Below are 19169 nucleotides of genomic sequence, written 5' to 3' on the forward strand. Positions count from 1 at the left end.
TCCGGCCGCCCGGCGCCCGTGCCCGGTGGCGGGCCGTGCGTCGGGTGGTGGTCGACCCTGGAGGGGGGCGGGGATATAAGGCCGCCACCCGGAGCCGGAGCCGGGGACCCCGTGGACGGAGGCGACTTGCCCGTGGAGAGCAACGGAGTGCGGCAGGAGCCGCGGACCTTCACCGACGCCATTCTGGGCAGGGAGCTGGCGCGGGAGCCCTGGATGAAGCGGTGGTTGGGGCTGGAGCCCTCCCTGCGGGTCGCCCTGGCCACGGCCGCCTTCGCCGCGCTGCTCTTCGTGCCCTACCTGGGCGCGGTGGGGCTGTGGGACCCGTGGGAGACGCACTACGGCGAGGTGGGCCGGGAGATGGTGCAGCGCCGGGACTACGTGTTCCCTTATTGGGAGAACGCCTGGTTCTTCTCCAAGCCGCCGCTGACCATGTGGATGCAGGCGCTGGGCATGCAGGTGGTGGGCACGCTGCGCACCGAGGGCGCCCTGGGTCTTTATACGGAGTGGGGCATGCGGATGCCCTTCGCGCTCTTGAGCATCGCGGCCGTGGCGCTGCTGTCGCTCGCGGTGGCGCGGGTGGTGAGCGCGCGGGCGGGCCTGGCCACGGGCTTCGTGCTGGCCACCATGCCGCTCTACTTCCTGCTCACGCGCCAGACGGTGACGGACACGCCCTTCGTCACCACGCTCGTGTGCGCCATGGCCTGCGCGCTCGTGGGCCAGCTCGACGAGACGACGCGCCACCGCGCCGCGTGGTGGTACGCCTTCTATGTCTTCCTGGGGCTGTCCACCCTGGCCAAGGGCCTGCTCGGCGTGGGCCTGCCCGCCATCATCCTGATGCTCTACGCGCTCTTCGCGGTGGTGCCGTATGACGGCGCGAGCATCAACGCCCACCTGCGCTGGCTCTTGGAGCGGGGCGTGCGCGCCGAGGTGCGCGCGGGCACGCGGCCCATGCCGGTGGTGTGGGCGCAGCTCTACCGGATGCGGCTGGGCACGGGCATCCTCGTGTTCGCGGCGGTGGCGGTGCCCTGGTACCTGGTGCTCTGCCTCTTCGAGGGCGTGGACGACGAGGGCAAGCGCTTCTGGTACCGCTTCTTCATCCACGATCACCTCAACCGGCTGAGCGCGGGGGTGCATACCACCACGCCGGGCGGCTCCTTCGTGTACTTCATCGAGCAGGGGGGCTTCGCCATCTTCCCCTGGGTGGCCCTGGTGCCGGGGGCCTTCGCCCTGGCCACGCGGCTGCGTCCGCGCTCCCCGGACAAGGCCGAGCACCTGGCGCTCATCGCCGTGTTGTGGGTGGCCTTCTCCTTCACGCTCCTGTCCTCCTCGGCCACCAAGTTCCACCACTACGTGTTCCCCGTGCTGCCGGGGCTCGCGGTGCTCATCGCCCTGTTCGTGGACCGGCTCTGGGAAGAGGGCATCGGCGCCCACGCCATGAGCCTGGTGCTGGGCCTGGTGCTGTTCCTGCTCGTGGGCCATGACCTGGCGGGCAACCCCAAGGCCTTCACCGACCTCTTCGTCTACAACTACGACCGGCCCTACCCGCTGGAGCTCGTCACCAAGCCCATCGCCATGTTCTCCTCCCGGCCGCTGTGGGCGGGTGACGTGCTGGCGGCGGTGCTGCTCGCCGTGGGCCTCTACCTCGCGCTGGGCGTGTTTCCCCCGCGCGCGGGGGCCTCGCCCGTCTCGCGCGCCGTGGCGCTCGTGTGCCTGGGGCTGGGGGCGGCCTTCGTCGTGCCGCTCGCGGCGCCCGGCTCGGTGGCCGCCACGCCGGTGGCGGGCGGCGCGCTGGTGCTCGTGGGGGCGTGGCTCGCGTGGCAGGCCTGGCGCGCGGACGCGGAGTCGCGCACGGGGCTGTGGGCCTTCACGGGGCTCCTGTGGGTGGTGGGCCTGGGCTGCCTCGCGCGGGGCTGGCGAGGCACGCTGGCCAGCGACGCGCTGCTCAAGACCCTGTCCGAGCCGGTCAACGTGAAGATGATGCTCGGCTATGCCTTCTTCGTGGCCGGGGGCCTGGCCGTGGTGGCCGCGCTCCTGCGGATGCGGGTGCTGCTCTACGGCACGTTCTGGGCGCTCGCGGCGGGCTTCGCGCTCTGGTTCAGCTGGGGCCACTGGGTGGACCTGTCCCACCATTGGACCCAGCGCGACCTGTTCTGGCGCTACTACGCCCAGCGCAAGCCGGGCGAGCCCATCACCGCCTACCTCATGAACTGGCGCGGCGAGACGTTCTACTCGCGCAACACCGTGAAGCAGATCCGCGAGACGCCCAAGCTCAAGCCCTTCGTGGATCAGCCCGGCCGGGAGTGGGCGCTCGTGGAGCACAACCGGCTCAACGTGCTGCGCCAGACCGCGGGCGCCGACAAGACCGTCACGGTCATCGACCGCGACATCAACAACAAGTTCGTCCTGGTGACCATCGATTGAGCGGCATCTCCGTGCAGGGCCTCGCCAAGCGCTTCGGTGCGCGCACGGCGGTGGAGGGTTTGACCTTCGACGTGCGTCCCGGCGAGGTGTTCGGCCTGCTCGGGCCCAACGGCGCCGGCAAGACGACCACCGTGCGCATGCTCACGGGGCTGCTGAAGCCCTCGGAGGGCGAGGCGCACGTGTGGGGCCACTCGGTGCGTACCCAGGGCGAGGCGCTGCGCCGCGCCGTGGGCCTGCTCACCGAGCAGCCCGGGCTCTACGAGCGGCTGAGCGCCCGGGACAACCTGCGCTTCTTCATGAAGCTGCACGAACTGGACGAGCGCCGTGTCTGGCCCCGGGCCCAGGCGTGGCTCGAGCGCTTCGGGCTCGGCGGCCGGGAGGACGAGCCCTGCGGGAGCTTCTCCAAGGGCATGCGGCAGAAGCTCGCCATCGTGCGCACGCTGGTGCACGAGCCCCAGGTGCTCTTCCTGGACGAGCCCACCAGCGGGTTGGATCCCGAGTCGGCGCGCACGGTGCGCGACGCGGTGGCGGAGCTGGCGGCCGAGGGCCGCACGCTCGTGCTGTGCTCGCACAACCTCGTGGAAGTGGAACGGCTGTGCACCCGGGTGGCGGTGGTGAAGGGCCGGCTCCTGGCGCTCGCCCCCCTCGAGGACTTGCGGCGCGCGGGCAGCGCGCTGGAGGTGAAGGTGGAGGGGGACGCGGAGCGGTTCGTTCCGGCCCTGGCCGCGCTGCCCTTCGCGCCGCCCTCGCTCGCCGAGGGGGGACGCCTGCGGGTGATGCTGACGGACGAGGCCCAGACGCCCGACGTGGTGGCCTGTCTGGTGGGCGCCGGAGCCCGCGTGCGCAGCGCCGTGCCGGCCCTGCGCCCGCTCGAGGAAGTCTACCTGGAGCTCATCCGCGACGGAAAGGAGGCGCCATGAGCTTCCATCCCCGGCGCGCGCTGGCGGTCTTCTGGAAGGACTTCCTGGACCTGCGCAAGAACCCCTCGCTCCTGCTCGCCATGGCGGCGCTGCCGCTGGTGCTGGTGGTGGTGCCCGTCATCGTCGTGTGGACGTACGTGCGCGACCCCTCCGACACCAACCTGCGGGTCATCGCCCTCTATTACGACCCGTCCCTGCCTCGGGACTTCAACGCGGGCCGCTTCCTCGTGGAGCGCACGTTGATGGACTGGTTCGGCATGTTCCTGGTGATGCCGGTGTTCGTGCCCATCCTCATCTCCTCGCAGAGCGTGGCGGGCGAGCGGGAGCGGCGCACCCTGGAGCCCCTGCTGGCCTCGCCGGTGACGTCCCTGGAGCTGGTGGTGGGCAAGAGCCTCGCCTCGCTGGTGCCCGCGGTGCTCATCTCCTGGGTGGCCTTCGTGCTCTTGTGCGTGGGCGTGGACGTGGTGGGCTGGCCCCTGGGTGACGGGCTGCTCATGCCCAACTCCCTGTGGCTCTTCGGCGTGCTCATCCTGGCGCCGCTCTTCGCCTTCTTCGGCAACGGCGTGGCCGTCATCATCTCCGCGCGCGTGGCCGAGGCTCGCACGGCGCAGCAGCTCGCCGCGCTCGTGGTCCTGCCGCTCGTGGGCCTGGTGGCGGGGCAGATCGCGGGCTTCCTGCGCGCGGGTCCCGCTTACTACGCGTCTCAGGGAATCGTGGTGCTGCTGCTGGACCTGGCGCTCTTGTGGGCGAGTGTCCGTCTGCTGGATCGCGAGCGGCTCTTGAACCGGTGGGGTTGATCGCCCGTCAACGGGGGCTCGTCCGCTTGACTGGCCAAGAGCGCGTTTTATCTGTCATGGTCGGGGAACAGGCCGGGAGCGGAGCGATCGTCGGGAATGCAATGAGTCCCGGCGTTATTCGTTCAAGGTAGGTGGGCGGCGTGGGCTCCCGGTGGTCGACGCGGTCTCTTGGAGGCGACGAAAGCACGATGGGATTCTTCGGTACGATCAAGAACGAGTCGCAGCGCAACTTCATCGCGCGCGCCGACGAGGCGAAGGGGGAGATTGTCTACAAGTATCCGGAGAAGAACATCCGGATGCTCACCCAGCTCACCGTCGATGCCGACGAGGTCGCCCTCTTCGTGAAGGACGGGAAGGTGGAGGGCAAGCTCGGGCCGGGCCGTCACCAGCTCGACAGCAAGAACATCCCCTTCCTGGGCCGCCTCATCGAGGGTTTCACGGGCGGAAACCTCTTCATCACCGAGGTCTTCTTCGTCTCGACGCGGGAGATCACCGGGCTGAAGTTCGGCGGCCCCATCGGCGACGTGCGCGACCCGGAGACGGGCCTGGGCATCGGCACCATGGTCTACGGTGACTTCTCCATCCGCGTGACGGAGCCGGAGCAGCTCGTGGTGGGCCTGGTGGGCATGGGCCGCACGTCCAACGCGGACTTCGTGGGCTGGTTCAAGAACCAGGTCCTCAAGGTGACGCGCGACCGCATCGCCGAGCTGCTGGTCAAGAAGCGCTGGCCGCTGCTGGACGTGACGAGCGGCGCGTACACCGAGGAGATCGAGACCGAGGTCATCGCCGGCCTCAAGCCCCATGTGGACAGCTACGGCCTGACCGTGGTGCGCATGGGCAACTTCCACATCAGCATCAAGGAAGAGGACGAGGCCACGCTCAAGAAGCTGTCCAAGGACGTGGCGTACTCGCGTCTGGCCGGCGGCTTCCAGCAGTACGCGCAGGGTCAGGCGATGCTGGGCGCGTCCGAGGGCATGGCCAAGGGCGGTGGCGGCTCGGATGGCGCGCTGCAGGGCATGGGCATGGGCATGGGGTTCGGCATGGCCCAGGCCTTCGCCAACAACCAGCAGCCGGGCCAGCACGGCGGCGGTGGTGGGCAGGCGGGTCAGTTCCAGCAGCCGCCCCCGCAGCCTCAGGCGGCGGCCCCGGCGGACACGCGCACCCCGGCGCAGCGCCTCAAGGAGATCAAGGAACTCAAGGACGCGGGTGTGCTCTCCGATGAGGAGTACACCGCCAAGCGCGCCGAGCTGATGAAGCTCCTGTAGTCCCGCGCGTGCTCCGGCACGTGACGCCCAAGGCCTCCCTCCCCACGCGGGGTGGAGGCCTTCGTCGTTTCCGGGCCCCTGGTGCCGCGTCTTGGTGACTCCAGACACCATGGGGTGCTCGGTGTCACCACCCGGGGCCCGGGCAAGGGGTCCGAGGAAACGTGGGCCACCGAGCCAAGTGCTTGATTTTCCAGGGCATGAGGGAGGACGGCGGGTTGGCACGCGCCCTGCTTTAGGTCCCAGCATGGCCGCGCGACACGGCGGCCCCTTCGACCTCGACCTCGCCGCTTCCGAAAGAAGACCCGCCATGTCCATCAACTCCATCTCCCAGCGTCCCGTTGCGTTCTCCTCCGCCGCCAGCCAGATCCCGACGCCCGCCGCTCAGGCCACGCAGCCCGCCGCCCCGATGGGTCCGATGGGGATGGTGGACAACAAGATGGGGCGGCTCGCGCACGAGGCGCTGCCGAGAGATCAGTTCGACGTGGGCGGGCTGGACAGCCCGGGGGCGTCGTTCAAGAAGTTCGTGGGTCCGGGCCCCATGCAGCGGCCGGACGCCCTGCAGAACCTGAAGCTGCCGGTGGAGCTCAGCCCGCAGTCGGCGCAGAACCGGGTGCAGGACGTGGCCCGCGAGGCGCTGACCGGGAAGCTGGACGACCTGAGCAACAAGCTGAGCACGCGCGCCATGATCCAGTCGACGCACACGATGTCGGTGAAGCCCGACCTCGGCCTGTCGGATCGCGTGACCCCCCGCCAGGTCGACAACGCCGCGCGCAACGTGCTCGCGGACGTGCGCCAGCAGCTCCAGGAGGGTGGGGTGGAGAACCTCGCCTGGGCCGACAAGGCGCTGGACAAGGTGGCCGACCTCACCGACTCGAACAGCAACGTGTCCCCGCAGAACGCCGTGAAGCAGCTCAAGCAGCTGGACAAGTCCCAGCCGGCCCTCGAGTCCTCCCCCGAGTCCGTGAAGCCCAGCCTGCGCGAGCTGCTGGACATCCGGACCTCGCCGCTGATGATCAAGCCGGACCCCGAGCTCCGGCCGTCGCAGGACCTGAAGAACTTCGCGAACGACCTGCCGTTCTAAGGAGCGGAAGCGGGCGGGGCGGGCTCCTCGTGGGAGCCCAGCTTCATGGGCACGCCCAGGGTGGTGCCCAGGCGCAAGAGCAGCACGTCCGGCACGATGCCCTCATCCCCGAGGCCGCGCGCCAGCTCGCGCGCCGAGAGCGCGTTGCCCTGGGCCCACAGGCCCTTGAGGAACGTGCCCGCCTCCAGGCTGTGCCACCACGCCGGTCCGAAGCGCGCCTTGAGCTGGCCCTGGAGCTGGCCGGCGAGGAACCACGCCCGGAAGTTGTCCGCGGACTGGAAGAAGTCCTCCTGGTCCACGAGGTAGCGCGCCACGTCGTCGGCCGAGGCCGGCATGCCGTCCACGCGCTCGAGCATCGCCTGGTACAGCGCGCGCGCGTCCGCGCCCGGCCGGTGCAGGGCGAGCGCGTAGAGCAGCCGGCCCGCCGCGCGACGGATGAGGAACAGCTTGTGCGCGCTCGCCGCCGCCAGGTAGTCGCTGCGCTCCTTGTCCTTGAGCCCCGCGTGCTCCTCCAGCCACACCGGGTCGTCCATCAGGTCCTCGAAGAGGGCCGCGTACGTCTCGGTGACGGTGGGGTTGCCCAGCTTGGCCAGCTCGAAGCGCGGCTCCTGGGTGAAGGCGTAGTGCAGCGCGTGGCCGAACTCGTGCAGCAGCCGCACCTGCTCCAGCGCGCCGCCCACCGGCTTGACCGACAGCCGCACGTCCTGGGGCACCCGGATGCCGAGCGCCAGCGGCCGCGGGTTCTTGCGCTTCACGTCCGCCCGGGCGTCGATGCGCACGTTCTTCATCTCCCCCAGGTCGATGCCCATGCCCGCCAGCGTGCCGTGCGCGCGCAGCAGGCCCTCGCCCTTGAGGAACAGCCCCTCCACCTCCCGTCCGCGGAACAGCCGGGGCAGGTCCGCCCGCGTCAGCTTCGCGTAGGCCTGCCCCAACTCGCGCTGGGACAGCCGCTCCATCACCACCTGGTAGGGCGCCTCCGTGGCCTGGAGCACCTCCTCGGCCAGGACGCCCAGCCGGCCCAGGTCCGCCTGGCGCAGCTCGCCCCCGAAGGCCTCGTAGGAGGCGTAGCCCAGCTCGCGCACCAGCGCCTCGGTGCGCTCCTCGCGCTTGCGGATGAGCGGGGTGAGCCGCTCCAGCGCGGGCGTGGCCGCCGTGTAGAGCGCCCGGCGCTTGAGCGCGCTGCGCTCGTTGGCCAGCAGCCGCTCCAGCTCGTGCCAGCGCACGTCGTGGCCGTCCACCTGGAACGTGAGCGAGGCCTCCAGGTTGGCCAGCGCGTCGTTCACCTCGGCGAGCTGCTGGGAGAGGTACTCGCCGGCGAAGTGCGACTGCAGCGCGGTGAGGGCCCGCACCTGCCGGGGCTCGGCGTCGAGCTGGCGCAGGCGTTCAATCTTGCGGATGGCCTCCAGGGTGAAGAGCCCCTCGCGCCCCGTGTACGTGGCCGCCATGTCCCCCTGGGTGCCCTCCGTCCAGAAGTTCCAGACCAGCAGATCCTGCGCCTCGAGCAGGGCCTGGGCCTCGGTGGTGCTCCGGGCCACCTCCTCGGCGAGCCGCTGCGCCTCGGTGGGAGGGGGCGGGGCGGGGGGCTTCGGCGTGGCACACCCGCCGAGCAGACCGAGACCAATACCGAGAACGAGTGCGGGAAGCCTTGGGCGCATGGGACGCGCAATGTAACGTCCGCGCCGCCCATGCCCAATCCAGTCCAGTGGCGCGCGGCCACCGCCCGACAGACGCTCTACTCGGCCCTGCGCCGCTTCTTCACCCAGCGTGACTACCTGGAGGTGGACACGCCCCTGCTCGTGCCGACCCCCGGCATGGAGCCCCACATCACGCCCTTCGAGGCGCCCTTCGTCCCCGAGACGAACGTGGGCCGGCGCCGGTCGCTCTACCTGCACACCAGCCCCGAGTACGCGATGAAGCGGCTGCTCGCGGACGGCGCGGGGCCCCTGTTCCAGATCTGCAAGGTCTTCCGCAACGGGGAGGTGTCGCCCACGCACAACCCCGAGTTCACGATGCTGGAGTTCTACCGGCCCCACGCGGACTACCACGCCATCATGGCGGACCTGGAGGGCGCGCTGGCCGAGGCGGACCGGGCCGTGGGCGGCGACGGCTTCTTCTCCCGGACCCCCTACGAGCGCCTGTCCGTGCGCGACGCCGTGCTGCGCGCCACGGGGGTGGACCTGCGCGCCTGTCCGGACGGGCCCTCGCTCAAGCGGGCGGCGGAGGCGGCCGGGGTGCGCACCGGCGACGCCCTGCTCTTCGACGACGTCTTCTTCCACCTCTTCCTGCAGAAGGTGGAGCGGGGGCTGGGCCACGAGCGCCCCACGTTCCTCACCGAGTACCCCGCCTCCATGGCGTCCCTGGCGCGGCTCAAGCCCGGAGAGCCCGCCGTGGCCGAGCGCACCGAGCTCTACGCCCGGGGCCTGGAGCTGGCCAATGGCTTCTCCGAGCTGACGGACGCGGTGGAGCAGCGCACCCGGCTGATGGAGGAGCAACAATTCCGCCGCGATGCGGGCCGGGCCGTCTATCCACTGGACGAGCGCTTCCTCGACGCGGTAGGGCGAATGCCGCCCTCGGCGGGGATCGCCGTGGGGTTGGACCGGATCCTGATGTTGCTGCTGGGCGTGGAGTCCATCTCGGACGTGCTTCTCTTCCCGGCACACGAATTCGTAGGTGAGTGACATGGCCCCCAAGAAGCCGCAGACCCACAACTTCCAGGCCCACCCGTGGCATGGCATCTCCCCGGGCGAGGAAGCCCCGGAGACCGTGACCACCTACGTGGAGATCGTCCCCACCGACACGGTGAAGTACGAGCTCGACAAGGAGGCGGGCATCCTGCGCCTGGACCGGCCCCAGCGCTTCTCCAGCCAGTGCCCCACGCTCTACGGCTTCGTGCCCCAGACGTACTGCGACGAGCTGGTGGCCAAGCGCTGCGCGGACCGCACCGGCATCAAGGACATCAAGGGCGATGGCGACCCGCTCGACATCTGCGTCTTGACGGAGAAGGTGATTCCCACGGGCGCGCTGCTGGTGCGCGCGGTGCCGGTGGGGGGCTTTCGCATGGTCGACGGCAACGAGGCCGACGACAAGATCATCGCCGTGCTGGAGTCGGACCTCGTCTACGGCGCCTTCCAGCACGTGGCGCAGCTGCCCACGGCGCTCGTGGAGCGGCTCAAGCACTACTTCCTGACCTACAAGCAGATCCCCAGCCAGGCCAAGCGCTCGGTGGAGATCGTCGAGATGTACGATCGCTCGGAGGCCCACGAGGTCATCGTGCGCAGCATGAAGGACTACCAGCGCGTGTACGGCCAGGGCTCGGCGAGCAAGCCCCGCGCGCGCGGCAAGCGCTGAGTCCCCTCTCTCCCAGGTGTCCGTGACGTGTCCGCGCCGCTCGACTCCCGCCTGATCGCCAGCTTCGGCGTCGCCATCGTCTTCGACGTGCTGATGCCCGTCCTGCTCGTGCTGGCGGCGCGGCGGCGCTGGGGCATCGCCTGGAAGACCGTGGGGGTGGGGGTCCTGACCTTCACCTTCTCGCAATTGCTCACCCGCGTGCCCGCGGTGTGGGGGGTGCAATACCTGCTGCGCGACGCGCTCAAGGCCTCCGAGTCCCTGCGCCTGCTGTGGCTCGTGGTGCTGAGCCTGTCCGCGGGCCTGTTCGAGGAGACCGCGCGGCTCGTGGCCTTCAAGTACCCCTTGCGGGAGCTGCGGCGGTGGAAGGACGCCGTGGGCCTGGGCCTGGGGCACGGCGGCCTGGAGTCGGCCGTGCTCGTGGGGGGCCTGGCCGCGCTGGGGCTGGTCAACGTGGTGGTCCTCTCGCGGATGGATCCCTCGGCGATGTCGCTCCCCGCCGAGCAGCTCGAGCAGATCCGCGCCGCCCAGGCCCACGTGGCCGCGATGCGCTGGTGGGAGCCGCTGCTGGGCGCGTACGAGCGCCTGGGCGCGGTGGTGATGCACGTGGGCTTCAGCGTGCTCGTGCTCCAGCGCTTCTCCCGAGGACACGTCGGTTGGTACTGGGGCGCCGTGGGCCTGCACGCGCTGTCCAACCTCGCCGCCGTGTGGGTGATGCAGTCCTGGGGCGCGGTGGCCGCCGAGGGCGTGATGACCGTCTTCGCCCTCGCGACCCTGGGACTCGCGCTGCGGCTGCGAGAGGGTCCCGCGTCCGGCGCCGCTTAGCGCACCTCGAGCAGTCGCACGCGCTTGTAGAGGTGCTGCCCGGCGGGCAGCTGGAGCTGCGTGGGCGTCATCTCCGCGCTGAACTCGAGGCCCCCCTCGGGCGCGGGAGGGTGCTCGGCGACGGTGAGCTCCGCCTCCCACAGGCTCCGCACGAGGGCCCCCTCCTGACGAGGGGGGTCTGGGGCCAGGAGCCCCTGGCGCCTGGCGGCGTCGAGGAGGGCCTGCACCGCCACGACATCCAGGCGCGGATCATGACTGGAGGCGACGACCCGCACGCTGAGCACCTGGCCCCGGGCATCCTGGAAGATGTGCATCCGGGTGTGCCGGGCGGTCCGGACCGCCTGCTTCGTCTCGCGGCGCAGGGCCTTCCTGTCTCGTGCGTCGGCCGCCGCCACGATGCGCCCCACCTCGTGCTGGGCGCCGACGCTCATCGCGAAGGCGCCCTCGAAGCCGATGGCCGCCAGGTAGGGCTCGGGGTTCCAGTGCTGGAGCATCGACCGCCCCAGCGTGAAGAACGTGGGATGCAAGCCGCCGGAGGCATCCTCCAAATCGGGGGCCTTCGCGGCGTTGGACAGGGGCTTGGACAGCCGACGCGTGACCTTGGGGGCGGGGGCGCGAATCGGCTGGGTGCTCCCAGGCGGGGCCGACGGTGGCGCGGGGCGGAGGGGGATCTCGACCTCCACGAACTGGAGCTGGGTGGGATGCTGGAGCGGCTCCACGGGAGGGGGCTCGGGCTCGCTCCGGCTCCAGAGCCAGACGCCCAGACCCAGATGCATGCCCACGCTGAGCAGCAGCGCGCGGGGCAGGCGGTGGGAGGAGGGCGGCATCCGGGCGGAGATTCAACCACGACCCAGGAGCGGGCTGGATGCGCGAGAAAGAGTGTTGCTGACCCTTTCCCCGCCCGCTAGATTGCCGTCCCAGGAGGCACATCCATGGGAAGTCCGCTGCTCGCGACGGACGGCTACAAGTTCAGCATGGCCGAGGCCGGCTGGCCGTTGCGCCGGGAGACGTTCTACTACTCGCACCGCAAGGGAGGGCAGCAGGTGGTCCCCCTGGACATCGCGTCCTACGTGCGCGCGCTGCTGCCCACGCCCACCGAGGCGGACTACGCCTACCTGGCGCGCAACAGCTACGAGATGGGGGCGGGCTTCAAGGCGGCCATCCGCAAGCAGGAGCTGGTCATCCGGGCGCTGCCCAAGGGCGCGCGCTTCTACCCGCGCGAGCCGGTGTTCACGCTGACGGGCAGCTCGGCGCTGGTGTCGTGGCTGGAGCCGTTGCTGCTCCAGCTCAACTTCCGCATCCAGGTGGCCTCGGTGGCGCTCACGGATCGCGAGGCGCTGGCCCAGGCGCTCGCCGTGGTGTCGTGCGAGGAGGAGAAGCGCATCGCCCTGGAGACGCTGGACGCGGTGGGCGCGGCGCCCGTGCCCATCCGGGTGGACACGGAGGGCTATCACGCGCGCGTGGTCGCGGTGGTGAAGGACCTGGTGGCGGCGGTGGGGGACGCGAGCCGCATCTTCGAGGTGGGCCTGCGCGCGGCCACGTGCCTGCAGCAGCATGAGATCGCCTTGCGCGCCTGTCACGAGGCGGGGGTGACCCGCACGAGCAACGTGCTCCTGGCCGAGAAGCTGGGGATGATTCCCGTGGGCACCATGGGCCACGAGCACGTGCAGCGCTACGGCCAGGACGAGGCGGCCTTCCGCGCCATCCGCGAGCGGCGGCCCGAGCGCTCCAGCTTCCTCCTGGACACCTACGACACGCTGGCCTCGGGGCTGCCCACGGCCTTCCGCATCATCCACGAGGAGCCCAACGCGGGGGACTCCATCCGCTTCGACTCGGGCGACAAGAAGAAGCAGTACACGCTGGCGGTGTCGCGGGCGAAGCAGGAGGGCATCAAGCCGGTGCTCATCCTGGAGGACGGCCTGGACGCCCAGGCCACGCGCGAGTTCGAGGCCCTGCGCGCCGAGTTCGGCTGGGAGCCCTCGCAGCAGTTCTACGGCTACGGCGGCTTCATCGTGGCGCGCACCATGGCGAGCCCCTTCACGCGTGACCGCGTGGCGGCCGTCTACAAGCTGGCGTGCACGGGCCATGTGCCCACCATGAAGTTCGGCAACGAGCTGGCCGAGGGCAAGCAGAGCATCCCGGGCACGCCGGTGGTGTTCCGCCGGGTGAGTGGCACGGGGCCCATCGGCCTCGTGGGGCAGCACGGCGAGGCGCCGCCCGAGGGCTACGTGCTGCTCAGCGGCGCGGCCGCGGACACCACGCCCGCGGAGAGCGAGCCCGCGCCGCGCATCGCGTACACGGCGGCCACCCAGGCCCTGGTGGACGAGCTGCGCGAGCGGCACTTCCCCCACAAGCCCGTCGCCGCCGCCCCCATCGCCAGCTGAGTGTCCCCCCGGAGGTCGTCATGTCGCTGCCCATCCCGTCGTTCTACAACGAGAAGCAGGTCAACACGTTGTACCTGGAGCGCTCCGCGCTGGTGACGGCGGAGGCCCGCAAGTACGCGGCCGAGCACAAGCTCCGGCCCGCGAGCGAGGACCGGTTGCGCATCGCCGCCTTCGGCATCGACGTGCAGGTGGGCTTCTGCCTTCCCGAGGGCGCGCTCTTCGTGCCCGGCGCGGTGGAGGACACCCGGCGCACGTTGACCTGGCTGTACTCGAACCTGGAGAAGATCACCTCGCTCGTCTTCTCCCTGGACACGCACAACGCCTTCCAGATCTTCCACCCGGACTGGTGGCGGGACGCGCGCGGCAACCCGCCCGCGCCCATGACGGTCATCACCGCGGCGGAGGTCCGCTCGGGCCGCTGGCGCGCCACGCGTCAGCCGGAGAAGAGCCTCGCCTACTGCGAGAACCTGGAGTCCTCGGGCCGCTACGTGCTGACCATCTGGCCCTACCACTCGCTGCTCGGCAGCCTCGGCCACGCGCTGCTGCCCTCGGTCATGGAGGCGAGCCTCTTCCACGCCGTGGCGCGCGACACGCCCACGCGCTTCGATCTCAAGGGCGAGGAGCCCCTCACCGAGAGCTACTCCGTGCTGTCCCCCGAGGTGAAGGACCTCGCGGGGCAGAAGGTGGGCGAGTTCAACCAGAAGCTCTTCGACTACCTGCGCGCCTTCGATCGCGTCTACGTCTTCGGCCAGGCCAAGTCCCACTGCGTGCTGTCCACGCTGATGGACCTCAAGCAGGCCATCGAGGCGACGGACCGCTCCCTGATGAAGCGCATCTACATCCTCGAGGACGCGATGAGCCCCGTGCGGCCGCCCATGATTCATCCGCTGCCGCCAGCGCTGGACTTTCCTCGATTGGCCGACGCTGGCATCCAGGCGCTGCGCGAGGCGGGCATGCGGGTGGTACGGACCACCGACCCGATCGACGCGTGAGGGCTCCGGACGTCCTGCGAGCCCGCCAGAGCCTGGCGCCCCATGCGCGCCCGGCGGTGGCGGTGGACCTGGTCATCCTGACGCTGGTGGACGGCGCGCTGCACGTGCTGCTCATCCGCCGGGGCGAGGCGCCCTTCGAGGGGCACCTGGCGCTGCCGGGGGGCTTCCTGCGCGTGGGCGATGGGGTGGAGGACCAGGGCGAGGACCTGGACCTGGCGGCGGCGCGCGAGCTCCAGGAGGAGACGGGGCTCGCGCCCGGGGACGTGCTCCTGGAGCAGTTCGCCACCTTCGGGCGGCCGGGACGGGATCCGCGCATGCGGGTGCTGTCGGTGGCGTACTACGCGCTGGTGCGGCCGGAGCTCTGCCCGCGGGTGCGCGCGGGCGGCGACGCGGAGGAGACGTTCTGGGCGCCCGTGGCGGACCTGGTCGGCAGCACGCTCGCCTTCGACCATGGGCACATCCTCCAGGTGGCGCTCGCGCGCATGCGCGACAAGCTGGACACCTCCGCGCTGGCGTTCTCGCTCGTGCCCGAGCGCTTCACCATTCCGGAGCTGCGCACGGTCTTCTCCGCCGTGAAGGGCGAGGCGCAGGACCCGGGCAATTTCCGCCGCAAGGTGAAGCGGCTCGTCGAGGACGGGGTGCTGGAGCCCGCGCCGGGCGTGCGGCGCACGGCCTCCAAGCCCGCGGCGCTCTACCGCTTCCGCGCCTCCTGAGCCCATGCGCGGACGGACCTCCGAGGGGCGCCTCCAGGCGCTGGACGCCTACCTGCTCCACCACGAGCGGCCCCTGCTCACGCGCCAGGACGGCGACTGGGCGCGGGCCGTGTTCGTGGACGTGGGCCTGGGCGAGCAGCCGTGGACCACGCTCGAGAGCGCGCGGGCCTTCCGGGAGGTGAACGCCGCGCTGCGCGTGGTGGGTGTGGAGGCGGACCCGGCCCGGGTGGCGTCCGCCCGCGTCCATGCCGACGCGCTCACCGACTTCCGCGAGGGCGGCTTCACGCTGCCCCTGCGGCCGGACGAGACCGTCCGCCTCATCCGCGCCACCAACCTGCTGCGGGGCTACCGCGCCGAGGACGTGCCCGGCGTCCACCAAGTGCTGGGCGAGCGGCTGCTGGAGGGTGGCCTCTTGGTGGAGGGGAGCACGGACACGTCGGGCGCGGTGGGCGTGTCCCACCTGCTGCGGCGCACGGGGTCGGGGCTGGCGCGCGAGGCGCTGCTGTTCCACACGGACTTCAGCCGCGGCTTCGCCCCCGTGCTCTTCCGCGACTGGCTGCCCCGCGACTTTCGCCGCAGGGTGAAACCCGGCGAGCCCATCCATGACTTCTTCGTCTACTGGACAGAAGCGTGGAGCGCGGCGCGCGCTGGGGGGCACGTGTCTCCCCCGGAGGCCTTCCGTCACTCGCTCCAGGGGCTGTCCAGGCGCGTGGAGGGCCTGGTGCTGGAGCCGTGGCTGCTCGACCACGGCTACGCGCTCTGGCGGCCCACGGGCGGCGTGTTCGGTTAAGACTTCTTGTTCTTCGGGGGGTCCACTCGTGGCTTAAATGCGGTCACCGTGACCTTCCCCCGCTTCTCGCCCTGGTCGCTGCTCGTCGTCCTCCTGCTCGTCGCACCCCACGTCCGGGCCCAGGCCTACGAGGGCGCGCGCCGCGAGGAGGTGGACGCGGGCGTGCATACCCCCGTGTTGACCAAGCCGCCCGAGCTCGTGCGCACCGTGGAGGCCGTCTACCCCGCCGAGGCGGCTGCCGCCGGCCGGACGGCCTCGGTGCAGATGCTCATCACCCTGGACGCGCAGGGCCGGGTGTCCGACGCCCAGGTCACCACCCCGGTGGGTGAGGGCTTCGACGAGGCGGCGCTCGCGGCGGTGAAGCAGTTCGAGTTCACCCCGGCCGAGGTGGATGGCGTACCGGCGCCCATCCAGCTCCAGTACGTCTACAACTTCGTGCTCCAGGCGCCCCCGCCGCCGCCGGAGGACGCGCCGCCGCCCGTGCCCCAGTCCACGCTCACCGGGCAATTGCTCGCGCGCGGCAGCCGCACGCGCGTGGAGGGCGCCACGGTGCGCTGTGGCGACGACCCCGAGGCCCCCGAGGCCACGAGCGACGCGGAGGGCCGCTTCACCCTGCGGGTGCCCTCGGGCGTCTGTGACGTGCGCGTGGTGGCGGGCGACTACCACCTCTTCGCCACGAAGGAGACCCTGGCCCCCTCGGAGACGACGGAGGTCATCTTCTACCTGATGCCCAAGGCGCCGGGCTTCGAGACGGTGGTGCGCGGGGCGCGCGAGAAGAAGGAGGTGGTGCGCCGCACCCTGGAGCGCCAGGAGTTGCAGAAGGTGCCGGGCAGCTTCGGTGACCCCATCCGCGTGCTGCAGAACCTGCCGGGCGTGGCCCGCTCGCCCTTCATCACCGGCCAGCTCATCGTGCGTGGCGCCGCGCCGGACCAGACGCTCACCTTCTTCGACGGGGTGGAGGTGCCGCTGCTCTACCACCTGGGCGGTGGCCCGTCGGTGGTCAACGCCGAGTTCGTGGACCGCATCGACTTCTTCCCGGGCGGCTTCGGCTCGCGCTACGGCCGCGCGGTGGGCGGCATCGTGGACGTGGCCACGCGCAAGGGCGCCTCCGACACGCTGCACGGCTCGGTGAAGGTGGACCTGCTGGACTCGGGCTTCTTCCTGGAGGCCCCCATCACGGACGGCATCTCCATCGCCGGTGCCGCGCGGCGCTCCTACGTGGACGTGCTCCTGCCGCTCGTGCTGCCGGAGGACCCCGAGGGCGGCACGCTGCTCGTGCTGCCGCGCTACTGGGACTACCAGGTGCGCATGGACTTCGGCGCCAAGCGCGGAGAGAAGGGGGCGGGCCACAGCTCCGGCTACGTGATGGCCTTCGGTTCGGACGACCTGCTGCGGGTGGTGGCCACCGGCGGCGGTCGCAACCGCGACGTCACCGTGGACGCGCGCACGCTCTTCCACCGCGTCAAGGGCGACTGGACGTGGCGCAAGGGCAACCTCACCTCCGTGGTCACGCCCTATTTCGGCTACGACCTGGGCAGCTTCGGCTTCGGCACGACGAAGCTCGACGCGAACGTCTGGTCGCTCGGCCTGCGCGAGGACCTGTCCTTGGAACTGCGGCCCTGGCTCGTCGCGCGCGCGGGCGCGGACCTCCGCTTCGAGCACCTGGTGGGGGAGGGCACCCTGCCGTCCGTGGGCGGCATCCAGTACCCGGCCTTCCCGGGCGCGGAGCCCCTGGCGGAGGTGCAGGCCATCAAGCGCGTGGCGAACACCTTCGACAGCGCGCTCTTCGCGGAGGTGGACGTCAAGGCGGGGCCGGTGACGGTGACGCCGGGCCTGCGCGCCACGTACTCGCGCATCTACGGCCAGACGCGCTACGCGTTGGATCCCCGCCTGTGGGCGCGCTGGGTGCTCACGGAGAAGATGGCGCTCAAGGGCAGCCTGGGCCTGTACAGCCAGCCGCCGGAGGCCTTCAACCTGGAGCCCGCGCCGCTGGGCAACCCCCGGCTGTCCTACGAGCGCGCCTTCCAGTCGAGCCTGGGCGTGGAGCGGCAGATCACCGACGCCATCGGCCTGGACGTCACCGGCTACTTCAACCGCCGGTATGACCTGGTGGTCAGCCCCGGGGACCGGGTGGTCAACGCGGACGGCTCCATCACGAGCTACCCGTACTCCAACCGGGGCCTGGGCCGCGCGTACGGCATGGAGGTGATGTTGCGCCACGCCGTCACGCGCAACTTCTTCGGCTGGCTGGCCTATACGCTCAACCGCTCCGAGCAGCGGCGCGCGGGAGGAGATCCCTACCGGCTGACCACGTTCGACCAGACGCACATCCTCACCGCGGTGGGCAGCTACCGGCTGCCCTACGGCCTGGAGCTGGGCGCGCGCATGCGGTACGTGACGGGCCGACCCACCACGCCCTTGCAGCACACCTTCGACCGGTACGACGTGGACCGCAACCGCTTCTACGGCACCTACGGGCCCACGGATTCGGCCCGCTTCAAGGCCTTCCACCAGCTGGATCTGCGGTTGGACAAGAACTGGCTGTTCGATCGCTGGACGCTCACCGCGTACATCGATGTGCAGAACGTCTACAACGCCTCCAACGTGGAGGCGACCTTCTACGACTACCGCTACCGGGAGCAGTTCGAGGTGCCTGGCATCCCGATCCTCCCGGTCGTCGGCGTCAAGGGGAGTTTCTGATCATGCGCCACCTGTCCGCCTGTCTGGGATTGCTCTTGTGCGCCGCGTGCGTGGGGTCGGAGGACAGACCCTCGAACGTGAAGGACTTGCGTGTGCTCGCGGTGCGGCTGGAGCCGCCGGAAGTCTTCGCCGACACGTGCTCCACGGACCCCGCCGCCTTGCTGCCCGCGCTGTCGCGTCCGCTGCGCTTCACCGCGCTCATTCCGGACCCCGCGGGGGAGGGCCGGGATTTGGACTACGTCCTGACCACCTGCGCCACCACCACCTCCGCGCTGTGCGAGGGCGAGCAGGTGGAGCTGGCGCGGGGCGTGACGCGGGGCGGAGAGCTGACGGTGGAGCTGTCGCCGGGGCCGGGCCTGGCCCGGTTCCAGGACGGCTCCTTCGTGGCGCAGCGCGTGCTCGAGGAGGACGCCTACCGGGGCCTGGGGGGCATCTGGCTGCCCTTGCAGCTCGAGGTGTCGGGCGGGAGCGAGCGGGTCTACGCGCGCAAGCTGATGGTCTACAACTGCCCCCTGGTGCCGGGCATGGTGGTCAACGTCCAGCCGGAGCTGGGCAGCCTGGTGCTGGAGGGGGCGCCCTGGTTCGAGGGCGTGCCGCGCGAGCTGTCGGGGCCGGGCCCCTTCCGGGTGGATCCCGAGGACTTCTCCGCGCGCCAGGAGGACTACGTGGTGCCCTCGTTCGAGCTCAAGCCCGTGCAGCTGCGCGAGTCCTGGGAGCTGGCCTGGTTCAGCACCCTGGGCGGGTTCTCGCCCAACCAGACGGGCGGCGCGGACCTGGGCGGTGGCGAGGGCCGGCACCAGGTGGAGTGGAGCCCCCCGAGCGGTGTCTCCGGGCCCCAGGACGTCTTGTTCTGGGTCGTCGCGCGGGACGGACGCGGGGGCCAGACGTGGGTGACCCGCTCGGCGCGCTACACGCCCTGAGTTGACCGGGAATTCA

Annotated in this window: 16 protein-coding genes; 14 read left to right on the forward strand and 2 right to left on the reverse strand. The window is 71.0% G+C overall.

Translation table 11 applies throughout. The annotated features are described in order from the left end of the window. Positions 1-132 precede the first annotated feature (132 nt). From I3V78_RS12215 to I3V78_RS12235, 5 genes are all read left to right on the forward strand, one after another. Positions 133-2421, forward strand: coding sequence for a glycosyltransferase family 39 protein (locus tag I3V78_RS12215; RefSeq protein WP_204487313.1), 2289 nt, complete (start codon positions 133-135; stop codon positions 2419-2421). Then, positions 2418-3341 (forward strand): ABC transporter ATP-binding protein, encoded by a 924-nt coding sequence (locus I3V78_RS12220; RefSeq protein WP_204487315.1) that lies wholly within the window; start codon positions 2418-2420, stop codon positions 3339-3341. Before I3V78_RS12215 ends, I3V78_RS12220 begins: the two co-directional genes overlap by 4 nt. Then, positions 3338-4138 carry an ABC transporter permease subunit gene (locus tag I3V78_RS12225; RefSeq protein WP_204487317.1) on the forward strand — a complete coding sequence of 267 codons (801 nt, stop codon included), beginning with the start codon at positions 3338-3340 and terminating at the stop codon, positions 4136-4138. Before I3V78_RS12220 ends, I3V78_RS12225 begins: the two co-directional genes overlap by 4 nt. Before the next feature lie 188 nt (positions 4139-4326). Further along, a complete protein-coding gene (locus tag I3V78_RS12230) occupies positions 4327-5403 on the forward strand; it encodes an SPFH domain-containing protein (RefSeq protein ID WP_204487319.1) in 1077 nt (358 codons plus the stop codon). Between the two features lie 307 nt (positions 5404-5710). After that, on the forward strand, positions 5711-6484 hold the full coding sequence (locus tag I3V78_RS12235; protein ID WP_204487321.1) for a hypothetical protein: 774 nt from the start codon (positions 5711-5713) through the stop codon (positions 6482-6484). On the opposite strand, the gene I3V78_RS12240 is transcribed toward I3V78_RS12235, so the two are convergent. Next, entirely contained in the window at positions 6481-8139 is a 1659-nt protein-coding gene (locus tag I3V78_RS12240; protein WP_204487323.1) for a chromosome segregation protein SMC, read from the reverse strand. The two genes, I3V78_RS12235 and I3V78_RS12240, sit on opposite strands and share 4 nt — an antisense overlap. A 30-nt stretch (positions 8140-8169) precedes the next feature. On the opposite strand from I3V78_RS12240, the gene epmA reads away from it, so the two are divergent. From epmA to I3V78_RS12255, 3 genes are read left to right on the forward strand one after another with little or no spacing between them, the layout of a single operon-like run. After that, entirely contained in the window at positions 8170-9162 is a 993-nt protein-coding gene (gene epmA / locus I3V78_RS12245; protein ID WP_204487325.1) for an EF-P lysine aminoacylase EpmA, read from the forward strand. A 1-nt stretch (position 9163) separates the two neighbouring features. Further along, positions 9164-9832, forward strand: coding sequence for an inorganic pyrophosphatase (locus I3V78_RS12250; RefSeq protein WP_204487327.1), 669 nt, complete (start codon positions 9164-9166; stop codon positions 9830-9832). Between the two features lie 27 nt (positions 9833-9859). Beyond that, positions 9860-10654 (forward strand): YhfC family glutamic-type intramembrane protease, encoded by a 795-nt coding sequence (locus I3V78_RS12255; protein ID WP_204487329.1) that lies wholly within the window; start codon positions 9860-9862, stop codon positions 10652-10654. Here I3V78_RS12255 and I3V78_RS12260 read toward each other — a convergent pair. After that, the gene (locus tag I3V78_RS12260) at positions 10651-11481 is read right to left on the reverse strand and encodes an energy transducer TonB (RefSeq protein ID WP_204487331.1); all 831 of its coding nucleotides are present in this window, start codon (positions 11479-11481) and stop codon (positions 10651-10653) included. The two genes, I3V78_RS12255 and I3V78_RS12260, sit on opposite strands and share 4 nt — an antisense overlap. Before the next feature lie 105 nt (positions 11482-11586). Between I3V78_RS12260 and I3V78_RS12265 the strand changes: the two genes are divergently transcribed. Genes I3V78_RS12265 through I3V78_RS12290 form a run of 6 tightly spaced genes read left to right on the forward strand, consistent with a single transcriptional unit; the run spans position 11587 to position 19153 of the window. Beyond that, positions 11587-13038 (forward strand): nicotinate phosphoribosyltransferase, encoded by a 1452-nt coding sequence (locus I3V78_RS12265; RefSeq protein ID WP_204487333.1) that lies wholly within the window; start codon positions 11587-11589, stop codon positions 13036-13038. Between the two features lie 20 nt (positions 13039-13058). After that, complete coding sequence (locus I3V78_RS12270) at positions 13059-14030, forward strand: cysteine hydrolase family protein (RefSeq protein WP_204487335.1); 972 nt, start codon at positions 13059-13061, stop codon at positions 14028-14030. Then, positions 14027-14743 (forward strand): NUDIX hydrolase, encoded by a 717-nt coding sequence (locus I3V78_RS12275; protein WP_338023544.1) that lies wholly within the window; start codon positions 14027-14029, stop codon positions 14741-14743. Before I3V78_RS12270 ends, I3V78_RS12275 begins: the two co-directional genes overlap by 4 nt. A 4-nt stretch (positions 14744-14747) precedes the next feature. Then, positions 14748-15533: a methylase gene (locus tag I3V78_RS12280; protein ID WP_204487337.1), complete on the forward strand. Its 786-nt coding sequence runs from the start codon at positions 14748-14750 to the stop codon at positions 15531-15533. Positions 15534-15581: 48 nt separating this feature from the next. After that, the gene (locus tag I3V78_RS12285) at positions 15582-18233 is read left to right on the forward strand and encodes a TonB family protein (RefSeq protein WP_204487339.1); all 2652 of its coding nucleotides are present in this window, start codon (positions 15582-15584) and stop codon (positions 18231-18233) included. A gap of 2 nt (positions 18234-18235) precedes the next feature. Next, the gene (locus I3V78_RS12290) at positions 18236-19153 is read left to right on the forward strand and encodes a hypothetical protein (protein WP_204487341.1); all 918 of its coding nucleotides are present in this window, start codon (positions 18236-18238) and stop codon (positions 19151-19153) included. Positions 19154-19169 lie beyond the last annotated feature (16 nt).

This window comes from Archangium primigenium, from assembly GCF_016904885.1.
Lineage (GTDB): Bacteria > Myxococcota > Myxococcia > Myxococcales > Myxococcaceae > Cystobacter > Cystobacter primigenius.